General features: G+C 69.4%; 15 protein-coding genes. 9 read left to right on the top strand and 6 right to left on the bottom strand.

From position 1 onward, the window contains the following. Window positions 1-80: 80 nt before the first annotated feature. Window positions 81-797, bottom strand: a complete 717-nt coding sequence (locus ACIA76_RS21180; protein ID WP_397153556.1) for an alpha/beta fold hydrolase — start codon at window positions 795-797, stop codon at window positions 81-83. A 211-nt stretch (window positions 798-1,008) separates the two neighbouring features. On the opposite strand from ACIA76_RS21180, the gene ACIA76_RS21175 reads away from it, so the two are divergent. The 3 genes from ACIA76_RS21175 (at window position 1,009) to ACIA76_RS21165 (ending at window position 3,003) form a co-directional block, all read left to right on the top strand. Next, window positions 1,009-1,434, top strand: coding sequence for an OB-fold nucleic acid binding domain-containing protein (locus ACIA76_RS21175; RefSeq protein WP_397153555.1), 426 nt, complete (start codon window positions 1,009-1,011; stop codon window positions 1,432-1,434). A gap of 5 nt (window positions 1,435-1,439) precedes the next feature. Beyond that, the gene (locus tag ACIA76_RS21170; RefSeq protein ID WP_397153554.1) at window positions 1,440-2,168 is read left to right on the top strand and encodes a DUF3159 domain-containing protein; all 729 of its coding nucleotides are present in this window, start codon (window positions 1,440-1,442) and stop codon (window positions 2,166-2,168) included. A 232-nt stretch (window positions 2,169-2,400) separates the two neighbouring features. Continuing rightward, the gene (locus ACIA76_RS21165) at window positions 2,401-3,003 is read left to right on the top strand and encodes a sigma-70 family RNA polymerase sigma factor (RefSeq protein WP_397153853.1); all 603 of its coding nucleotides are present in this window, start codon (window positions 2,401-2,403) and stop codon (window positions 3,001-3,003) included. Here the strand turns inward: ACIA76_RS21165 and ACIA76_RS21160 are convergent, their stop codons facing one another. Further along, window positions 3,004-3,678 (bottom strand): potassium channel family protein, encoded by a 675-nt coding sequence (locus tag ACIA76_RS21160; protein WP_397153553.1) that lies wholly within the window; start codon window positions 3,676-3,678, stop codon window positions 3,004-3,006. Next, complete coding sequence (locus ACIA76_RS21155) at window positions 3,675-4,346, bottom strand: potassium channel family protein (RefSeq protein ID WP_397153552.1); 672 nt, start codon at window positions 4,344-4,346, stop codon at window positions 3,675-3,677. Before ACIA76_RS21155 ends, ACIA76_RS21160 begins: the two co-directional genes overlap by 4 nt. A 164-nt stretch (window positions 4,347-4,510) precedes the next feature. Here ACIA76_RS21155 and ACIA76_RS21150 point away from each other — a divergent pair, with 164 nt between their 5' ends. Both ACIA76_RS21150 and ACIA76_RS21145 read left to right on the top strand, forming a co-directional pair. Continuing rightward, window positions 4,511-6,502: an APC family permease gene (locus ACIA76_RS21150; RefSeq protein ID WP_397153551.1), complete on the top strand. Its 1,992-nt coding sequence runs from the start codon at window positions 4,511-4,513 to the stop codon at window positions 6,500-6,502. After that, window positions 6,502-7,779 carry a class I SAM-dependent RNA methyltransferase gene (locus ACIA76_RS21145; protein ID WP_397153550.1) on the top strand — a complete coding sequence of 426 codons (1,278 nt, stop codon included), beginning with the start codon at window positions 6,502-6,504 and terminating at the stop codon, window positions 7,777-7,779. Before ACIA76_RS21150 ends, ACIA76_RS21145 begins: the two co-directional genes overlap by 1 nt. Before the next feature lie 79 nt (window positions 7,780-7,858). On the opposite strand, the gene ACIA76_RS21140 is transcribed toward ACIA76_RS21145, so the two are convergent. After that, window positions 7,859-8,524, bottom strand: a complete 666-nt coding sequence (locus ACIA76_RS21140; protein ID WP_397153549.1) for an SIMPL domain-containing protein — start codon at window positions 8,522-8,524, stop codon at window positions 7,859-7,861. A 189-nt stretch (window positions 8,525-8,713) separates the two neighbouring features. On the opposite strand from ACIA76_RS21140, the gene dxs reads away from it, so the two are divergent. From dxs to ACIA76_RS21120, 4 genes are all read left to right on the top strand, one after another. Next, a complete protein-coding gene (gene dxs / locus ACIA76_RS21135; RefSeq protein ID WP_397153548.1) occupies window positions 8,714-10,606 on the top strand; it encodes a 1-deoxy-D-xylulose-5-phosphate synthase in 1,893 nt (630 codons plus the stop codon). Window positions 10,607-10,721: 115 nt separating this feature from the next. Continuing rightward, a complete protein-coding gene (locus ACIA76_RS21130; RefSeq protein WP_397153547.1) occupies window positions 10,722-11,195 on the top strand; it encodes a hypothetical protein in 474 nt (157 codons plus the stop codon). 27 nt (window positions 11,196-11,222) lie between these two features. Further along, the gene (locus ACIA76_RS21125) at window positions 11,223-11,912 is read left to right on the top strand and encodes a response regulator transcription factor (protein ID WP_397153546.1); all 690 of its coding nucleotides are present in this window, start codon (window positions 11,223-11,225) and stop codon (window positions 11,910-11,912) included. Between the two features lie 701 nt (window positions 11,913-12,613). Then, window positions 12,614-13,654, top strand: coding sequence for an ATP-binding protein (locus tag ACIA76_RS21120; protein ID WP_397153545.1), 1,041 nt, complete (start codon window positions 12,614-12,616; stop codon window positions 13,652-13,654). 86 nt (window positions 13,655-13,740) lie between these two features. On the opposite strand, the gene ACIA76_RS21115 is transcribed toward ACIA76_RS21120, so the two are convergent. Further along, the gene (locus ACIA76_RS21115) at window positions 13,741-15,015 is read right to left on the bottom strand and encodes an HRDC domain-containing protein (RefSeq protein ID WP_397153544.1); all 1,275 of its coding nucleotides are present in this window, start codon (window positions 15,013-15,015) and stop codon (window positions 13,741-13,743) included. Window positions 15,016-15,037: 22 nt separating this feature from the next. After that, window positions 15,038-15,679, bottom strand: a complete 642-nt coding sequence (locus tag ACIA76_RS21110; protein ID WP_397153543.1) for a DUF3000 domain-containing protein — start codon at window positions 15,677-15,679, stop codon at window positions 15,038-15,040. Window positions 15,680-15,832 lie beyond the last annotated feature (153 nt).

The following is a 15,832-nucleotide window of genomic DNA, read 5'->3' as shown; positions in this document are numbered from 1 at the left end:
GCGCGGTGCGGACGGTGCGGGGAACCGAGGATGGGCGCGGCGTGCTCGAAATCGCTTGCCCCGGCGCGCTTTTCGCCGGGTCAGCGGTGGGTGGCGTGGCGGGGGAGCAGGTGGTTGAGGCCTTGGGTGCCGAGGATAGCGGGGTCGGTGCCCAAATCGTCGAGGGTGATGCGGATCAGGTCGGCCTTCGGGATGTGGTCGGTCCATTGCTCGGCGATGGGCAGTGGGTGGACCGGGTCGTCGATGGCGGAGATGATGGCGGTCGAGACCGACAGGGCGGCAAGGGTTTTCGCGGTGGGCCAGGGGTAGGCGGCGGCCTCCTCGAGGGCTTCGGGGAGGTGCGGCCACTGGGCGGTCCAGGATTGGGTCAGGGCGTCGGCCAGCCAGCGCGGGCTGCTGGCGCGCATGCGGGCCAGGACCGAGTCCAGGCCGTCGGCGCGCAGTTGGGCGGCGGTGCCCGCGGCACTGAGGGCGGCGGGGCAGCCCGTGGTGTCGGCGCCGGTCCAGGCGGGCAGCGCGGCGATCACCCCGAATACCGAATCCGGATGTGCGACCGCCCATTCCACCGCGATGGCCGCGCCGAGTGAGATCCCGGCGGCCAGCACCGGCCCCGAACGCGCCGCGGTGTCCAGGGCCGCGTGGCAGCTGTCGACCACCGCCCGCGGATCCGGCTCGACTGCCAGGAACGGCAGATCCACTGCGGCACAGGCGGGTCCGAAGGCGCGGCGCGCGAAATCGGCATCCGACCCGGTGCCGGGCAGGGCGACGACGAGCGCGGGGCGGGGTAGGTCGGGCACCCGCCGAGCCTACGCGGCACACCGACTGGTTCGGCGGAGGCGGGCGTGGGTATTCACAGGTGGTGCGTCCGCCGGACGCATGGGCGCGGGCCGCGTGGCAGCTCATCGGGGCCCCATCTACAGTTGGCGGGGTACGGCCAACCGGCCGCTCGAGTGGGAACCCGATGACGTGCGACCCACGTCGTCAGCAGTTGCAGGAAGTGTTGCGAAGATGCCTTTCACGGGCAGGAACAAGGCGGGATCCGGTACCGCTGAAGGCAAGGCGGGCCCCGACAGCGGCTACTTCCGGCGGCTCGGCCGCCGGCTCACCGCGGATCTGGACCGGCTCGACGCCGAGGAACTGGCCGAGACCTCCGAGGCATCGGGCGCCTGTCAGGCGTCGGACTGCCGCCGCGGCGAGGAGGTCACCATGCTCGGGCGCTTGCGCAGCGTGGAGACCTGTCCGACCGCATCCACCGGTGGGCTGGAGGCCGAATTCTTCGATGGCACCGACGCTGTCGCGCTGGTGTGGATCGGACGGCGGCGCATTCCGGGAATCGAACCCGGACGCCGTATTCTGGTCCGCGGCCGCATCGGGGAACGCGATGGCGCCAAGGTGATGTACAACCCCTACTACGAACTACGCGGGAATACCTGACACATATGCCGATACCCAGCAAGGACGACGGCGCCGACCACCGCGCCGCGGACGATCAGCCCACCGCCGTGCTGCCGATCGTGCAGCCCGACGAGGACCTCGACACCGAGGCCGAATCCGAGGAGGCGTTGGAGCAGACCCTGCTGGAACAGTTGGGCGGCATCAGCGGACTGATCTACTCGACCCTGCCGGTGGTGGTCTTCGTGCCCGCCAACGCGCTGTGGGGTCTCGGCGCGGCCATCTGGTCGGCGCTGGGGGTGGCGGCCGCGATTCTGGTGTGGCGCTTGGTTCGTCGCAATCCGATCCAGCCCGCGATCTCCGGCTTCCTGGGAGTGGGGATCTGCGCGTTCATCGCCTATCGGATGGGCGCGGCCAAGGGCTTCTTCCTGTTCGGCATCTGGGCCAGCCTGCTCTACGGCGGAGTGTTCCTGGCGTCGATGATCGTGCGTTGGCCGCTGGCCGGAGTGATCTGGGGCGTGCTCAATGGGCACGGTAACGACTGGCGCTCCGATCGCCGCGCGATGCGGCTCTACGATGTGGCCACCGCGGTCTGGGTGCTGGTGTTCGGCGCCCGCTTTCTGGTCCAGCACCACTTCTACGACACCGACAGCACGGGTCTGCTGGCCACCGCGCGCATCGCCATGGGCTGGCCGTTGACGGCGGTCGCGCTGCTGGTCACGGTGTGGGCGGTGCGCAAGGCGGGGCATCTGCCCGCCACGTCGACCCGACGATGAACCCGATCGGAACCGTTACCGTACAGCCTTGTGCCCCGGCCTTTTCGGGGCAATCGACCCCACGGTGAGCATCGGATGGCCGGGGGGTGGGGGTGACCCACCCCTGGGGTGCCTATTGCGCGAGCCCGGAAAGTCGCACGATTTTCGTGAGAGCGAGATCGGCGAAAGGATCCGGCAAGTGGGTACCGACAACAACACGGTGGCGTCGCAGGACCGAGCGAAGGGTCACGGCATTCGGCCGGAACGGCCGGGCGCCGCGAACTCCGAGAGCCGCAGGGCCGCCGCCGAGCTGGACCGGTTGATCGGTCCAGCCGCTGCCGGTGATCGCCAGGCCGTCACCGAGATCGTCAAGATCGTGCATCCGCTGGTGCGCCGCTACTGCGCGGCCCGCGTCGGCGCGGGTAACAATCTGCATGTCACCGCCGACGATATCGCGCAGGAGATCTGCATCGCGACCGTGCAGGCCATCCCGCGCTATCGCGATCAGGGCAAGTCGTTCCTGGCCTTCGTCTACGGCATTTCGGCCAACAAGGTGGCCGACGCCTTCCGCCGCGCGCAGACGCATCCGTCCTATCCGGTCGCGGAGTTCCCCGAGGAGGCCTCCCCGGACGCCGGTCCCGAGGAGATGGCGCTGGCCTCGGAGCGTCGCCGCGCGACCTACGACCTCATGCAGGTGCTGGCCCCCGCGCATCGCGAGGTGCTGGTCATGCGAATCGTGTTGGGCTGGACCGCCGCTCAGACCGCCGAGGCCATCGGCACCAGCCCCGGCGTGGTGCGGGTCATGCAGCATCGGGCGCTGAACAAGCTGCGCGCCAAGCTGATCGCCGTGTCCTGATCAGTCGGATCCGGATCCGTTGACGCCCAACGCTTTTCGCAGCTCGTCCTCGGCCTCGACCGAGGTCACGAACAGCAGCTCGTCGTCGCCCTCGAGCGGATCGTCGGGCTGCGGGACGATCACTCGCCCGCCGCGCAGGATCGTCACCAGCGCCACGTCGCGCGGCAGCGCGAGCGTCCGCACCGCCCGCCCGGCCAGCACCGTATCCGTGGGCAGTGTGATCTCGACCAGATTCGCCTGACCCTGGCGCAGCGTCATCAGGCGCACCAGATCACCGACCGAGACGGCCTCCTCGGCCAGCGAGGCCAGTAGTCGCGGTGTGGATACCGCGACATCCACGCCCCACGATCCGTCGAACAGCCACTCGTTGCGCGGATCGTTGACCCGGGCCACCACTCGCCGCACCCCGAATTCGGTCTTGGCGAGGAGGCTGAAGACCAGATTCACCTTGTCGTCACCGGTCGCGGAGATGACCACCTCGAAATCCTGCAGCCCCGCCTCCTCGAGCAGTTCCAGCTCGCAGGCGTCGCCGTGTACCCACGTCGCCGCGGGGGCCACGACCGGATCGATGTGATCGAGGCGGCGTTCGAGCAGCATCACCTCGTGTCCGCCGCGCAGGAGTTCCTGGGCGATGGAGCGGCCGACGGCGCCGGCTCCGGCGATCGCTACTTTCACGACTGGTCCTCGCTCGTTGGTGCTGCGGCGGCGAGCGCGACGGCCTCGCCCACGGAACCGGAGGTGGCGGCCACATAGACGGTGTCGTCGGCCTGCAGCACGGTCTTGCTGCCGGGCAGTACGCCCCGGCCGAACCGGATGAGGAAGGCCACCCGGGCGCCGGTGGCGTCCTCCAGATCTCGCACGGTATGCCCGGTCCAGTCCTCGTGCAGGCTGAGCTCGGTGACCGCGACCGTGCCCGTCGGATCGCGCCAGCTGGAGCCGGCCTCATCGCCGATGATCGTGCGCAGGAACCGGTCGGTCGTCCACGGCACGGTGGCGATGGTCGGAATGCCCAGCCGCTCGTATACGGCGGCGCGTTTGGCGTCGTAGATACGCGCCACGACCCGGTCGATGCCGAAGGTCTCGCGTGCCACCCGCGCGGAGATGATGTTGGAGTTGTCGCCGGAGGACACCGCCGCGAACGCACCCGCCCGCTCGATGCCCGCGCGCAGCAGCACATCGCGATCGAAGCCCACCCCGGTGACGCGTTCTCCGGTGAAATCCTTGCCCAGGCGCAGGAATGCGCTGGGATCGCGATCGATCACGGCAACCTCGTGACCGACGCGGACCAGGGCGCGGGCCAACGACGAGCCGACGCGGCCGCACCCCATGATCACTACGTACACCGTGCTCATCCCTAATTCGAAAACCGTGGTGTGCGGTCTGGTTCGTTATCGGCGCAACCGTACCCGCTGATGATCCTTGCAGCCACGTTCCCCCTGAGCGACCGGTCGAAACTCCCTGGCCCCGCCACTGTGTGGCGGCGGCCACTGAGCTTATGCTGGCGCGAGTGTCCAAGTTGACGACGGCCGTCAAACGTATGGTGGTCGGCCGCCCCTTCCGCAGTGATTCGCTGGGACATACCTTGCTGCCCAAGCGGATCGCACTGCCTGTTTTCGCCTCCGACGCCCTGTCGTCGGTGGCCTACGCGCCCGAGGAGATCTTCCTCGTGCTCTCGGCCGCCGGGCTGTCGGCGTATGTCTATGCCCCCTGGATCGGGCTCGCGGTCGCCGCGGTCATGGCCGTCGTGGTGGCCTCCTATCGGCAGAACGTGCACGCCTATCCCTCCGGCGGCGGTGATTTCGAGGTGGCCACGGTCAATCTCGGGCCGACAGCCGGGTTGACGGTCGGCAGCGCGCTGCTGGTCGACTACGTGCTGACCGTCGCGGTGTCGATCTCCTCGGCGGCGTCCAATATCGGTTCCGCGGTGCCGTTCGTGGGCACCCACAAGGTGCTGTTCGCGGTGGTCGCGATCGCGGTGCTGACCGCGATGAACCTGCGTGGGATACGCGAATCCGGCACGATGTTCGCGATTCCCACCTACGCGTTCATGGTCGGCGTCTTCGTGATGCTGATCTGGGGGCTGATCCGGGTGGAGATCCTGGGCGACCAGGTGCATGCGGAGTCCTACGGCTTCCAGCTCAATGGCGAGCAATCGCATCTGATGGGGCTGGCGTTCGTATTCCTCCTCGCGCGGGCGTTCTCCTCCGGCTGTGCGGCGCTGACCGGTGTCGAGGCGATCAGCAACGGCGTGCCCGCGTTCCGGAAACCGAAGTCCCGCAACGCCGCCACCACGCTGCTGCTGCTCGGTGTGATCGCCATCTCGTTGTTGATCGGCATCATCACCCTGGCGCGCCGGATCGGTGTGGTCTACGCGCAGAACGTGAGCGATCTTCAGGGTGCGCCGGCGGGCTACGAGCAGAAGACGTTGATCGCGCAGCTGGCCAAGGCGGTGTTCGAGGGATTCCCGGCGGGGTTCTACTTCATCACCGTCGTGACCGCGCTGATTCTGGTGCTGGCGGCCAATACCGCGTTCAACGGATTCCCGGTACTCGGGTCGATCCTGGCGCAGAACCGGTATCTGCCACGGCAGTTGCATACCCGCGGGGATCGGCTGGCCTTCTCCAACGGCATCCTGTTCCTGTCCGGCGCGGCCATGGCGTTCGTCGTGCTGTTCGGCGCGGAGGTGACGCGGCTGATCCAGCTCTACATCGTCGGTGTCTTCGTCTCCTTCGTGCTGAGCCAGACCGGCATGTTGCGGCACTGGACGCGGTTGCTGCGCACCGAGACCGATCCCGCGGTGCGGCGGCGGATGCTGCGGTCGCGGGTCATCAACGCCATCGGCCTCACCATGACCGGGATCGTGCTGGTGGTCGTGCTCATCACCAAGTTCCTGGCGGGCGCGTGGATCGCGATCGTCACCATGGCCGCGATCTTCGGATTGATGCGGCTGATCCGGCGGCATTACGACACCGTCGCCCGCGAGCTGGACGAGCAGTCCGATGACAACCTCGTGCTGCCGAGCCGGACGCATTCGATCGTGCTGGTGTCCAAACTGCATCTGCCGACCCGCCGCGCGGTGGCCTTCGCCCGAGCCACGCGGCCCGATGTCCTGGAGGCGGTGACCGTCAACGTCGACGAACCCGATACCCGTCAGCTGGTGCGCGAATGGGGGAAGAGCGGAATTCCGGTGCCGCTCAAGGTGATCGAATCGCCCTATCGCGAGATCACCAAGCCCGTGGTGGATTACGTGAAGCGGGTGCGGCGCAGTTCGCCGCGCGATGTGGTGACCGTGTTCATCCCCGAATACGTGGTCGGACATTGGTGGGAACAGTTGCTGCACAACCAGAGTGCGCTGCGGCTCAAGGGCAGGCTGCTGTTCGAGCCGGGCGTCATGGTGACCAGCGTGCCGTGGCAGCTCAGTTCGTCGGATCGGGCGCGCCAAGAGGTCGACGTGAACGCGCCCGGTTCGGTGCGACGCGGCTACGACGGGCGCGGCTGATGAGCGAGAATAGCTGGGAGGGAACGCTTCTCGAGCTGCGGCTCGGTGCGCCGGGGCATGGCGGATTCTGTGTGGCACGGCACGACGGGCGGGTGGTGTTCGTCCGGCACGGGCTGCCGGGCGAACTGGTGCGGGCCCGGGTGACCGAGGATCGCGGCGGCTCCTTCTGCCGCGCCGAGGCGGTGCAGATCCTCGAGCCCTCGCCCGATCGCATCGATCCGATCTGCCCGGTGTCCGGGCCGGGTGGCGCGGGCTGCTGTGATTTCGCCTTCGCAACGCCCGAGGCCCAGCGCGCGCTCAAGGCGGACGTGGTGACCGAGCAGCTGCGGCGGCTGGCCGATTGGGATACCGAGGTGGTCGTGGAGCCGATCCCGCCCGAGGCGGGCAACGATCGATGGCGAACCCGGATCCGGCTGGTCGTCGACGCCGACGGGCGCGCGGGGGTGCATCGCTATCGCAGCACCGAGGTGATCACGGATCTGCGCTGCCCGCAACCGGTTTCGGGTGCGCTCGACGGTATCGCGGAGAGCCGCTGGACGCCGGGTGCGGAGCTGGTCATCGCCGTCGACGGGGACGGACTGCGGCATATCGTGGAGCTCGAGCCGTCGCGCTCCGGGCGGCGTTCCGGCGGCGATCGGCGCAATACCGCGGCGCGCCGGGCGGCCGCGCACGGACCGCGGCGCGAACGCGTGCTGGAGGGCAGCGGCCGGGCCGCGCAGTATGTGGCGGGCCGACGCTGGGAGGTCGCGGCGACCGGCTTCTGGCAGCCGCATCGCGGTGCGGCGCAATGCTATTCGGATATCGTCGCCGATTGGGCGGACGCCGGGCCGGGCGCGACGGCATGGGATCTCTACAGCGGCGCGGGCGTCTTCGCCGCCCGCCTGGCCGAGCAGGTCGGCCCCGACGGCGCGGTGCTCGGTATCGAATCCGCGCGCTCGGCCGTGGCCGACGGTATCGCCGCCCTGCGCGATCTGCCCTGGGTCGATATGGACGCGCACCGCGTCGAGAGCTGGGTCGACGAGCGATTCGGCGCTCCCACACCGGAAGTCATCGTGCTGGACCCACCCCGAGCGGGTGCGGGCAAACAGGTCGTCGCCGCCATGACCGCCCACCACCCCGCCCGCATCATCCACATCGGCTGTGACCCGGCCGCATTCGCCCGCGATATCGGCCTCTACCGCGCCGCGGGCTACGCCCCCACCCGCCTACGCGCCTTCGACGCCTTCCCCGCCACCCACCACGTCGAATGCCTGGCCCTCCTCGAGCCCACCCCCTGATCCGCACCCTTTCCCGCACTCCGCACCCCTTCCAGCCGCCCACAGCGGGTGCGAAGCGCGGGAGAGGGTGCGAAAAGGGTCAGGCCAGCAGCCAGGTGACGCGCAGGGTCGCGGAGACTTCGGATTCGCCGTATTCGATGGGGATGGGGGCGGCCTCGGACTTGGCGGCCATGAATTGGACGGTGTGGTGGGGGACCGGGGAGTGGGAGGTGGTGTTCTCCGTGATCTCGAGGACCGGGCCCAGTTTGCGTTCGGCGCGGGCGGCGTACTGCTCGGCCTTGGTGCGGGCGTTGTCCCAGGCGGCGTCGCGGGCGCGGATGAGCAGGGATTCCTGATCGGCGAAGGTCAGATTCAGCCCGCCCAGGCGGACGTCGTCGCCGCCGGCGTCGACCGCATGGCCGATGATCGTGGCCGGATCCGAACCTTTCTCGTCGGTGTGCAGCGCGACCGTCAGCGAGGTGCTCGCCACATAGCCGGTGATGCGCGAACCGCCACCCTCGATCCAGGTGGTCTCGGTGTGCACCGACAGCCCGCTGGTGGCGATATCGGTCGAGCGCACGTCGTCGGCGCGCAGCGCGGCCGTGACCGATGTCGTGCGCTCTCCGGCGCGGTGATACGCCAGAGCGACTGTGCTGGCGCGGGTTTCGATCGAGATGGTGACCTGCATGCGGTCGGGGGTGGCGGCGGCGGTGCCGTGTCCGAAGGTGGTCACCGTGGCGGCGGTGTGGGGCTGGTCGGCGGTCACTGAGGTTCCTTCTGGGTGCGAGAGTGGCTGTGGCACAGTGCAGCGCCCACAGTAGCCATCCGAGGCTATGTCGAGCCTCACATACCGGACGCCTGTCGCAGGTGGGTTGCCATTCCGGTCATGAGGACCCTGTCAGGCTCCGTAGACTGTTCCAAACGACGAGCGAGCCATCCAGAGGGAGCGATAGCGGTGGGAGTTCTTTCCCGGGTCGATACGCCCGAGGACCTGCGCCGGCTGGCGGTACCGGAATTGCACGAGCTGGCGGAGGAGATCCGTGAGTTCCTGGTCCGCAAGGTCGCGGTGACGGGCGGCCACCTGGGCCCCAACCTCGGCGTGGTGGAGCTGACGATCGCGCTGCACCGCATCTTCGACTCCCCGGCCGACCCGATCATCTTCGATACGGGACATCAGGCCTACGTGCACAAGATCCTCACCGGTCGCAAGGACGACTTCGAGCGGCTGCGTAAGCAGGGCGGCCTGTCCGGCTACCCCAGCCGCGCGGAGAGCCCGCACGACTGGGTCGAGTCCTCGCACGCCTCGGCGTCGCTGTCCTACGCCGACGGCCTGGCCAAGGCATTCGCGCTGACCAAGCAGCGTCGCCATGTGGTGGCCGTGGTCGGCGACGGCGCGCTCACCGGCGGTATGTGCTGGGAGGCGCTGAACAACATCGCCGCCGGACAAGACCGCTCGCTGATCGTCGTGGTCAACGACAACGGCCGCTCGTATTCGCCGACCATCGGCGGCCTGGCCGATCGGTTGACCGCGCTGCGCATGCAGCCCGCCTACGAACAGGCCCTCGACGCGACCAAGCGCTTCGTGCAGAGCATTCCGCGGGTGGGCGGTTCGGCGTATTCGATGCTGCACGCGCTCAAGACCGGGATCAAGGATGCGGTGGCCCCGCAGGAGCTGTTCAGCGATCTCGGGATGAAGTATCTCGGCCCGGTCGACGGTCACGACATCGTGGCCCTCGAGGCCGCGCTGCGCCGCGCCAAGGACTTCGGCGGGCCCGTCATCGTGCATACGGTCACCCAGAAGGGCCGCGGTTATCAGCCCGCGGAGAACCACGAGGCCGATCAGATGCATTCGATCGGGGTCATCGATCCGGAGACCGGTGAGCCGAGGGGTGGCCGCTCGGTCGGCTGGACCTCGGTGTTCTCCGACGAGCTGATCCGCCAGGCCGAACAGCGCGAGGATATCGTCGCCATCACCGCCGCCATGTCCGGCCCCACCGGGCTCGCCCCGTTCGGCGAGCGGTTCCCGGAGCGGATGTTCGATGTCGGCATCGCCGAACAGCACGCCATGACCTCGGCCGCCGGGCTGGCCCTGGGCGGATTGCATCCGGTGGTCGCGATCTACTCGACCTTCCTCAACCGCGCCTTCGACCAGCTGCTCATGGACGTGTCGCTGCTGGGTCTGCCGGTGACGCTCGTGCTGGACCGGGCCGGTATCACCGGCGACGACGGCGCCAGCCACAACGGCATGTGGGATCTCTCGGTGCTGGGCATCGTCCCCGGCATCCGGGTCGCCGCCCCGCGCGATGCCGCCACGCTGCGGGAGGAATTCGCCGAGGCGCTGGCCGTGCACGACGGCCCGACCGCGCTGCGCTTCCCGAAAGGCGCTGTGGCGCAGGATCTCGCGGCCGTGGAGCGACTCGACGGGGTGGATGTGCTGCGCATGCCGGAGGGCACGTCGGCGCAGTCGGTGCGCGGCGATGTGCTGTTGGTCGCGGTCGGCCCGTTCGCGCATACCGCGGTAGGTGCCGCGGAAGTGTTGGAGCGCGAAGGCGTCTCGGTGACGGTGGTGGATCCGCGCTGGGTGCTTCCGGTACCGGATGCCGTGGTCAAACTCGCCGAGAACTACCGGCTGGTGGTGACGCTCGAGGACGGCGGCCTGCACGGCGGCATCGGATCCACGGTGTCGGCGCGGCTGCGCGCGGCCGGATTGGACGTGCCGACCCGCGATATCGGTGTGCCGCAACAGTTCCTGGACCACGCCTCGCGCGCGCAGATCCATCAGGAGCTCGAGCTGACCGAGGCCGATATCGCCCGCCGCATCACCGGATGGCTGGCCGGGAGCGCCTGAGTCTTTCTATCGATTCCCTAACCGTTCTCGAACGGTTGTCCAGCACTGGGCTCATAACGTCGACGGCGTTCGACATACCGACGAGCGATCGTCCCCGAGCCCAGGAGTTGTGCCCATGTCGCTGTTCACTGTTCGTCGTCTCCTCATCGCCGGTCTCGCGGGCGGCGCGGTGCTGACGCTGCCCGCCGTGGCGGGCGCACAGGCGCCGCTGTCTATGCAGTCGGGATCGTCAGGCCCGGCGGTCGTGTCGCCGGGCGGTCCGAGTTCCGGGCCTGCGGTCGTATCGCCGGGTGTCGTGACCGTTGGCTCCGACGGGCAGCCCGTGGTCGTGTCGCCGGGTCTCGTGACCGTTGGCCCCGATGGGCAGCCCGCGGTGGTGTCGCCGGGTGAGCCCGCGGTCGTGGCTCCCGGTGACCAGGGCGTGGTGATCGTGGGTCCCGACGGGCAACAGGTGATCGGGGTCCCGGCCCTACCCGGTGTCGTCGCGGGTCCGCGCGGTCGATGCGAGGTGGTTCCCGCCGAACCCGCGCAGCCCTATGCGCAGCGCGACGGCGCGGACCATACGCTGGTGACCTGCTCCCGACCCTGAGCCGCGACTCGTCGATATCGTCGAATCGTGACGAACAGTCGAGTACTGGTGGTGGACGACGATGCCCGCGTGCTGACCTCCGTGGCACGCGGGCTGCGGCTGTCCGGTTTCGAGGTCGACACCGCGGCCGACGGGGCCACGGCACTCGCGGCCATCGCCGCGGAGGCGCCCGCGGCGATGGTCCTGGATCTGAACATGCCGCGGCTGGACGGCGTCCAGGTCGTCACCGCGCTGCGGGCATTGGGCAACGAGATCCCGATCTGCGTGCTCAGCGCCCGCTCGGAGGTGGTCGATCGGATCGGCGCGCTCGAGGCGGGGGCGGACGACTATCTGACCAAACCGTTCGACCTGGGCGAGCTGGCCGCCCGGCTGCGCGCGCTGCTGCGCCGCATTCCCGCCCCCGCCGCCGACCCGAGCCGAACGGTGCTGGGACCGCTGACCGTGCTGCCCGGCGCCCGCCGCGCCTACATCGAGGACCACCCGCTGGATCTCACCAAGCGCGAATTCGACCTGCTGGCCGCGTTGGCCGCGGCCCCGGGCCAGGTATTCAGCCGCACGCAATTGCTGGATCGAGTGTGGGGCTACGACTTCCACACCCAGACCAAGGTGGTGGATGTCTTCGTGGCCTACCTACGCCGCAAGATCGAGGCCACCGGCTGCCCGCGGCTGGTGCACACCGTCCGCGGAGTCGGCTTCGTCCTCCGGATGGAACCATGACCCGCCTGCTATCCCTGCGCACCCGAGTCGCCCTCGCCAGCGCGGCCGCCGCGGCCCTGGTCGTCATCGCCATGAGCGCGGTCTTCTTCGCCCTGGCCCCCTCCGGCACCGAACAACAGTTCGCAACGACGGTCCGCTCCTTGCGAATCACCGCCCCCGCCTCCCTGGCGACATCGCCCCCCACTCCGAGCCCACCCGCTCCGAACGATCCGGGACCCTCCACGAGCCCGGCTGCGCCAATGCCGGGTGCGCCCGGCGCACCCGTATCTGCGCCGGGCGCAACAGAACCGGTCACCGCAAGCGCACCTGGACTCGTGCCCGGTTCGCTTGGCTCGGCTGGTTCCGTGCGAGGCGCGACCGAATCCACCTCAGGTGCAACCGAATCCACCCCGAGCGCACCTGGACTCGTGCCCGGTTCGCTTGGCCCGGTCGATTCCGTGCGAGGCACAAACGGATCCACCTCAGGTGCAGCCGAATCCACCCCGAGCGCTTCCGGATCCGCACCGGGCGTGTCTGGCCCTGGAGTTTCCGCGCCGAGCGCGACCGAGTCCGCGTCAGGAACATCCGCACCCGCCCCGAGTCCTGCCGCGCGGATGCCGGGTGCGCCCTCGGCGGGTCCGGCTGTCGCCGTGCCGGGCGTGATCGCTTCCGGGGCTGCCGCTTCGCCGAGAGTGATCATGCCGGGGTCGGGTGCGGAGTTCGTGTCGACCGATCGGGACGGGGTGGGTTCCGGTCCGGCGGAGACGTTTCTGACGTGGCCCGTGCCCGCGGAGGTCGGGCATGGGGACACGGTTGTGGTCGCGGCCGCGGTGCCGAAGGAGGCGCTGGCGGATACCGTTGCGGCGCAGCGGATGCGGATCGTGGTGGTCGGGGCCGGGGCGATCGTGGCGGCTGCGGCGCTGGGGTGGTTCTTCGCGCATCGGGCCGTATTGCCGCTGCGGCGGTTGACGACGGCGACCAAGGGGGTGGGAACTCGGCTGTCGCTAGATGTTCCGGCGACCGGGGGAACCACCGAGACCGCCGAACTGACCGCGGCCATGAACCGGATGCTCGACCGCATCGCCGCGGAACGCCGCCACACCGCCGACGCTCTGGCCGCGGCCCGGGATTTCGCGGCCACTTCGGCGCACGAATTGCGCACCCCGCTCACCGCGATGCGCACTGACCTGCAGGTGCTGCGGACGATGGATGTGCCGGAGCCGGAGCGCCTCGACATCCTCGATGACGTACTGAGCACCCAGCAGTCGGTCGAGGACACGCTGGGGGCGCTCGAGCGATTGGCGTTGGGGGAGTTGACCACCCACGACGATTTCGCCGAGGTCGATCTGGACGAACTCATCGATCAGGTCGTGGCGGATGCGTGCCGGAACCATCCGGAGGTGACGATCGTCTCGACCGTCACCGAACCACTGCGTATCCGAGGCCTGGCCGCGGGCCTGCGCAGCATCGTCGAGAATGCGGTGACCAACTCGGTGCGCCACGGCGGGGCGACCCTGGTGGACATCGATGCCCGCGAAATCGACGACGCGGTCGAACTGACCGTGGACGACGATGGGTGCGGCGTGCCGCCCGAGGATCGCGAGCGAGTCTTCGAACGGTTCACCCGCGGCGCCACTGCCGCGGCGGGCAGCGGACTCGGTCTCGCACTGGTCGCGCAGCAGGCCCGATTGCACGGCGGCACCGTGTGTCTCGAGGAGAGTCCCCGCGGTGGCGCGCGATTGCGGGTCACGCTGCGGGGCTGAGCACCACGCCCGGCGCACACCGGCTTTCGGAGACCGAGTCCGCCCGTCTACCCCTTGCCTGACTGGCCCGCTCGGCTCACCCGGCGCTACGGCTCCGCCGGGAACAGCGCCTCCGACAGGCGCGGTACCGACAACTCGCGTTGCCAGGGGCGGGCGCCGCCCGACTTCAGGAAATCGTCGATGACCTGTTCCGGATCGTCCGGTCTGCTGCCGGAACGGAATTCGGGGAGTCCGTCCCAGCACAGGCGGCGTACCAGATCCGGGGTGAGCAGGTTCTCCACCGGGATCGCGTGCTGGGTCGACAGATCGGCCATCGCGGCGCGGGCGGCGGTGAGGCGGGCGGCGGCCTCCGGATCGCGCCGCTCCCAGCGGTTCACCGGCGGCGGGCCGTCGTAGGGCTGGGTGAGCGTGGGCAGTTGCGAATCCGAGAGGGTGCGAGCGCGTTCCACGGCACCGAGCCACTCCCGTGAGTACCGGCGCTGCCGCGGACCGCCGAACACCGGCAACGCCCGCAGCTGCGCCACCGACTTCGGATCCGCCTCGGCGGCCGCGATGATCGCCGAATCCGGCAGGATGCGGGCCGGGGCGACGTCGCGGCTGCGGGCCAATTGATCGCGGGTCGTCCATAATTCACGCACGATCGCCAGCTGACGGGTGCGGCGCAGGGTGTGGATGCCGGAGGTGCGCCGCCAGCGCTCCGCCTTCGGCGGTCCCGGTTCGGTGGTGCGCACATGTTCGAATTCCTGTGCCGCCCAGTCGGTCTTGCCCTGTTCGGTCAGGGCCTCGGCGACAGCGTCGCGCAGCTCCAGCAGCAGCTCCACGTCCAGGGCGGCGTAGTTGAGCCATTCCGCGGGCAGCGGCCGGGTGGACCAGTCCGCCGCACCGTGACCCTTGCGCAACTCGCGTCCGAGCAGCAGTTCGACCATCGCCGCCAGGCCCACGCGCTCGAAACCGGCCAGGCGCCCGCCCAATTCGGTGTCGAACAGCGCCGCCGGCCGCAGGCCCAGCTCGGCCAGCCCGGGTAGATCCTGATCGGCCGAATGCAGTACCCACTCCAGATCGTTGATGACCTGCGCCAGCGGCGTGAGCTCGCCGTCCACGGGGATCGGGTCGATGAGCACGGTGCCCGAACCCTTGCGGCGCAATTGGATCAGATAGGCGCGGTTGGAATAGCGGAAACCCGAGGCGCGCTCGGCGTCCACCGCGAGCGGACCGCTGCCGGCAGCCAGCCGGGCGGCGGCGTCGGCGATATCCACCGCGGTGTCCAGTACCGGCGGCACGCCATCGGCGGGCGCCAGTAGGGGGACAGCGGTGGCATTTCCTCCAACCCCACCCGGGAAATTCTCGGACTCGTCGGGCATAGCCCAGAACTTTACGTTGCGGTCAGAACCGGTCGTCGGCAATCTGCGGACGCGGCCGCAAATGAGTAATGCCGGCGGGCGGCAAACCCGCCGCATAGGCCAGAACTTCGCAGAATGCCTCCACGTGTGGTCCGAGTTGGGTCGACCCCACCGTCCACGAGGCCCGCAGCTCGAGCTGATAGGCGCGCGGCGGTCCGGCGATATCGCCGTAGCGGACCGAACTGGTGGAGGTCACCGTCCCACCCAACGCCGTGAAGGGTTCCCCCCGCGATTCCAGCGCGTCCACCAGCCAGCTCCATGCGACCTCCGGTAACAGCGGATCGCCGGCCAGCGCGGCGTCGATATCGGCCTGGATATAGGCGACGAGCCGGAACACCCCATGCCATGCCTCATGCCCGTTGGGGTCGTGCAACAGGATCAGCCGCCCGAACGCGTCCTCCCCCTCCGAATCCACCGGAATGACATTGGTGTCCGGATGTTTCACCTCGGCCCCGATGGCATAGGAGTACGGAGCCAGGCGTTGTGGCGGCCGGATCGGCGCGAGCTCGATCCGGGGATGCACGGATGCGGTGCCCATCGCATCGACCGCGGCGCGAAACTGGGCGGGTTCGCTATCGGGGCCCGGGGTCGCTGCGGCGCCGTCGCGGAAGTCGAGCGGTGTCACGCTTGTGAACCTAAACCCGAACACCGTCCGAGAGTCGGAGGCGCGCTGGGTTGTTTTGCCTCCGCTTCGCTCCGGCGGGTTCGCGGCCCCGAGTCTCGTCGTTCAGCGCTCGAGACTCGCGCTTCGCGCATGCGCTTCGAGCGCTGAACGACG

The organism is Nocardia sp. NPDC051570 (assembly GCF_044454005.1).
In the GTDB taxonomy this organism is placed as follows: Bacteria; Actinomycetota; Actinomycetes; order Mycobacteriales; family Mycobacteriaceae; genus Nocardia.
This window is presented reverse-complemented; position numbering and strand designations above follow the sequence as displayed.

What these genes read in the sequence shown, in the direction of transcription:
- ACIA76_RS21145 (WP_397153550.1), top strand. Translation starts at nt 6,502, where the DNA reads ATGAGCGAGAATAGCTGGGAGGGAACGCTTCTCGAGCTGCGGCTCGGT.
- ACIA76_RS21115 (WP_397153544.1), bottom strand. Translation starts at nt 15,015, where the DNA reads ATGCCCGACGAGTCCGAGAATTTCCCGGGTGGGGTTGGAGGAAATGCC.
- ACIA76_RS21170 (WP_397153554.1), top strand. Translation starts at nt 1,440, where the DNA reads ATGCCGATACCCAGCAAGGACGACGGCGCCGACCACCGCGCCGCGGAC.
- ACIA76_RS21130 (WP_397153547.1), top strand. Translation starts at nt 10,722, where the DNA reads ATGTCGCTGTTCACTGTTCGTCGTCTCCTCATCGCCGGTCTCGCGGGC.
- ACIA76_RS21175 (WP_397153555.1), top strand. Translation starts at nt 1,009, where the DNA reads ATGCCTTTCACGGGCAGGAACAAGGCGGGATCCGGTACCGCTGAAGGC.